The sequence below is a fragment of the Acidovorax delafieldii 2AN genome (assembly GCF_000175235.1).
In the GTDB taxonomy this organism is placed as follows: Bacteria; Pseudomonadota; Gammaproteobacteria; order Burkholderiales; family Burkholderiaceae_C; genus Acidovorax; species Acidovorax delafieldii_B.
In genome coordinates this window covers 1-618 of sequence record NZ_ACQT01000616.1, presented here as the reverse complement: position 1 = coordinate 618, position 618 = coordinate 1, and the positions used below count along the sequence as shown (strand labels likewise).

Below are 618 nucleotides of genomic sequence, written 5' to 3'. Positions count from 1 at the left end.
CCGCCACCTGCTGCGCCAGCGGGCGCTGGCAGAAGGCGCGGAGCCTACCCCCGATGCGGCCGACAGCGGGTGGCCCGCACGCGTTGCCAGCACCCTGCGTGCGCCGCTGCAGCGTGTTGCCGTGCAGACCCTTTCGCAGCACCTGCGCGAACTGCAGGGCCGCCATGTGGAGGACGGCGCCGTGCTCGTGCTCGACAACGCCACGGGCGAAGTGCTGGCGTGGGTAGGTTCGTCGGGCCCGCTCAGCCAGGCCAGCGAGGTCGATGGCGTGCTGGCCTTGCGCCAGCCGGGTTCCACCCTCAAGCCGTTTCTCTACGCGCAGGCGATGGAACAGCGGCGGCTCACGGCGGCCTCTCTGGTCGATGACTCGCCCGCGCAGATCGCCACGGCCGGCGGCCTGTATATCCCGCAGAACTACGACCGCCAGTTCAAGGGCTGGGTGTCGGTGCGCACGGCCCTGGCGGCCTCGCTCAACGTGCCGGCGGTGCGCACGCTGGTCATGGTCACGCCCGATGCGTTCCACCGGCAACTGGCCGCCGTGGGCCTGCCGCTGCGTGAAAGCGGGGACTATTTCGGTTACAGCCTGGCGCTGGGCAGCCCCGAGGTGCCGCTGCTGCA

The 618-nt window shown here is 71.2% G+C and carries 1 protein-coding gene; it reads left to right on the top strand.

Annotated elements, in window-relative coordinates:
* The coding region (locus ACDELDRAFT_RS23380; RefSeq protein WP_005801949.1) for a penicillin-binding transpeptidase domain-containing protein at positions 1-618 on the top strand (618 nt) is incomplete at both ends.